This window comes from Frankia sp. AgKG'84/4 (assembly GCF_023242965.2).
GTDB lineage: Bacteria > Actinomycetota > Actinomycetes > Frankiales > Frankiaceae > Frankia.
The window spans coordinates 1-3,234 of sequence record NZ_JALKFU020000590.1 but is presented as its reverse complement, the minus strand read 5'-3'; the positions used below and the strand labels follow the sequence as shown (position 1 = coordinate 3,234).

Sequence of the window (3,234 nt, the reverse complement as noted above, 5' to 3'; positions counted from 1 at the left end):
GTCGACAGGCCGGGGCTCGTCGACAGGCCGGGGCTCGTCGACAGGCCGGGGCTCGTCGACAGGCCGGGGCTCGTCGAGGCGGCGGGCGGGCGCGTCAGGCGGTCGGCTGGCAGCCGGGGCACCAGAACAGGTTGCGGGCGGCGAGCCGGGCGGCGCGGACCTCGCTGGCGCACACCAGGCAGGGCTGGCCGGTGCGCCGGTAGACGTAGACCTCGCCGCCGTGGTCGTCAACGCGGGGCGGGCGGCCCATCGCCTCGGGGGTGTGGGCCGGGCGGACGGTGTCGATCCGCCCGCTCGCCACCCCGTCGGCCATCAGGACGCGCAGGTCGGCCCAGATCTCGGCCCACTGCGGCGCGGTCAGCTCGCGGCCGGGCAGCAGCGGGTGGACGCCGGCGCGGAACAGCACTTCGGCCCGGTAGATATTGCCGGGCCCGGCGACCACGGTCTGGTCGAGCAGCAGGGCGGCGATCGGCGTGCGACTGCGGGTGATCCGCCGCCAGGCGAGGTCGGGGTCGGCGTCGGCGCGCAGCGGGTCGGGGCCGAGCCGCGCGCGCAGTGCCGTCATCTCGCCGGCGCCGAGCAGCTCGCACGCGTTCGGGCCGCGCAGGTCGGCGTACCCGGGGTCGGCGGCCAGCCGAAGCCGGACGGCTCCGGTCGGCACGGGGGCCGGCGCCGGCCCGAGGGCGTAGGTGCCGTAGAGGCCGAGGTGGACGTGCAGGACGTCGTCGCCGCCGAAGGTCAGCAGCAGGTGCTTTCCGTGCGCCTGCGCGTCGGTCAGCATTCGGCCGTCGAGCCTTCGAGCGCCTTCGGCGAAACGCCCCTGGGGACTCGCCGCCTCGATGGTCCGTCCCCGGAACATCTTCAGATGCTTGGTCGCCAACCGGTGGACGGTGTGACCTTCAGGCATGGTCGGGTGAGCATACCGAGGCGGTCCGGCGTCGGTCCCCCCGGCGCGTGCGCCCAGGGAACCCGCACTTAGAATCGACGTGGGCACAACACCCCACAAAAAGTTCCACTACCATTGCGCGAACGGGCCATCGGCGTGGATTTTCCGAGACCCGCACCACGCCGGTCGCGCGAACACTTTGTTTGGCCTGCTTGCACCCGCCGGAGGGCACACCCGCGGGGCCGCGCTCCCGCCATTGATTCTCGCGGACCGTGTCCAGTCCGTCAGCACGCGGTAAGTGTCGCACCCAAGGTCCGACCGGTAATCGGACAGATCGGGCAATTGCCTGTCATAGTGATGCAGCGACAGGACCGGGTGACACAGCGACAAGGCCGGATACCGCGTGATAGCGCCAGCTCAACGCCCTCCGCGGGCCACGGGCCGGCCAGCAGGAGGTGTTGTGTGCATCAGGTGCCCGTGAGCGTCGTGATCCCAGCCTACAACGAATCACACCGGCTTCCGAAGTCACTTCCCGTCCTGTCGGACGCACTGCGCCGGTACGCCCCCGACGCCGAAGTGATCGTCGTCGACGACGGCAGCGAGGACGAGACCGCCCGGGTCGCCGCCGATCTGCTGCGGGACAACCCGAACGGCCGGGTGATCAGCCTGCCACGCAACGGCGGCAAGGGCGCGGCGGTCCGGGTCGGGGTCGGGGCCGCCGTCGGCGAGGCGATCGTCTTCATGGACGCCGACCTGGCCTCCGACCTCGCCGACCTGCCGAATCTGCTGGCCGCACTGGAGCACGCCGAGGTCGCACTCGGGTCCCGGCGCCTCGGCGGCGACGCCGACCGCGACTTCACCCGCCAGCTCGGCAGCTGGGCGTTCAAATGGCTCATCCAATTAGTCGTGCCGCTCGGAATAGCCGACACCCAGTGCGGCTTCAAGGCATTCCGGCACACCGAGGCCAAGCTCCTGTTCGATCAGACGCAGGTCACCGGATTCGCTTTCGACGTCGAGGTGCTCGCCCTCGCGAAAGCGCTGGGATACCGCATCGCCGAGGTCCCGGTGCGCTGGCAGGAGCAGCCCGACGGCACCTTCAACACACTGCAGCACACCCCGGCGATGATCGCCGAACTACTCCGCACCCGACGCTACGTCCGCCGCGTGAACCGGTCGCTCGCGGCCCGCCCCGGCCGACCGGCCACCGCCCGTCAGCCGGCCCGCTCCCGGCAGCCGGCCCACGCCCAGCGAACGACCCGGGCGCCCCGCCATCGGGTGCTCGCCGGAGTCGGCGCCGAGCTGGACCGCCTCGGCACGGACCACTTCCGCACGGACCACTTCGGCACGGACCACTTCCGCACGGACCACCTCCGCACGGACCAGGCCGAGCTGGCCTTCGCCGGCACGAGTCCCGGCGAGACGACCCGGCCCCTGCGGATTCGGCAGTCGGCCGCGCCGGTACGGCCCGCACGCGCGAACCGGCCGGGCGTCCCCGCGCCGCGACCCGAGTTCACCGCCGGACCGCCGCGGGGACGGGGTCAGACCGCGCTGTTCGCGGCCTCGACCGCACCGTTTCCGGACCTGCCCGCGCCCACCCGGGACCCGTCCGCCGCCAGCCAGTACGCCACGGGCCCGTCCGCTTCCGGTGGGGAGCCGCACGGCCCGCGGGGCCGCGGCCACGCACCATCCGGACCCGACCGCCCGGCCCGACCACACGCGGCGACCGGCCCGGGTCAGGCTGACGCCCCGGCCGCCGCGACGCGCACGCCCCGCTGGCACCTGCTGTGGATCGCGATCGCGTACGCGGCGCTGTTCGTCACCCAGGCGCCGGGCCGGGTGACCGCCGACACCAAGATGTCGGTGGCCGTCGACCCGTGGGGCTTCCTGGCGCGCGCGACCCACCTGTGGGACTCCTCGGCCGACTTCGGCGCCATCCCGAACCAGATCGCCGGCTACCTGTTCCCGATGGGGCCGTTCTTCCTCGCCGGGAAGCTGCTGGGACTGCCCCCGTGGCTCACCCAGCGGCTCTGGATGGGCCTGCTGCTGACCGTGGCGACCTGGGGGGTCATCCGCCTCGCCGACACCCTGCGGATCGGGCGGCCGACCAGCCGGGTTCTCGGCGGCCTCGGCTACGCCCTCTCCCCGATGTTCCTCGGCAAGATCGGCGCGACGTCGGTGTCGATGACCGGCGCGGCGATGCTGCCCTGGATCGTCCTGCCGCTGCTGCGTGCGCTGCGCCCGGACGGCGCCGGCGGGGACGACACCGGCCTGGCCGGGCCGGTGTGCCTGCCCGACGGGGCGTCCGCCGAGCGGCCCGAGGCCCTGTACGGCGCCCGGCGGGCGGGGCG

Annotated in this window: 2 protein-coding genes; one reads left to right on the top strand and one right to left on the bottom strand. The window is 73.6% G+C overall.

Annotated features, from left to right (window positions below):
• Window positions 1-94: 94 nt before the first annotated feature.
• Window positions 95-907: an Fpg/Nei family DNA glycosylase gene (locus tag MXD58_RS23650; protein ID WP_248839242.1), complete on the bottom strand. Its 813-nt coding sequence runs from the start codon at window positions 905-907 to the stop codon at window positions 95-97.
• A 456-nt stretch (window positions 908-1,363) separates the two neighbouring features.
• On the opposite strand from MXD58_RS23650, the gene MXD58_RS23645 reads away from it, so the two are divergent.
• Window positions 1,364-3,234: alpha-(1->3)-arabinofuranosyltransferase domain-containing protein (locus MXD58_RS23645; protein ID WP_250609945.1), on the top strand; the 1,871-nt coding region annotated here is incomplete at its 3' end.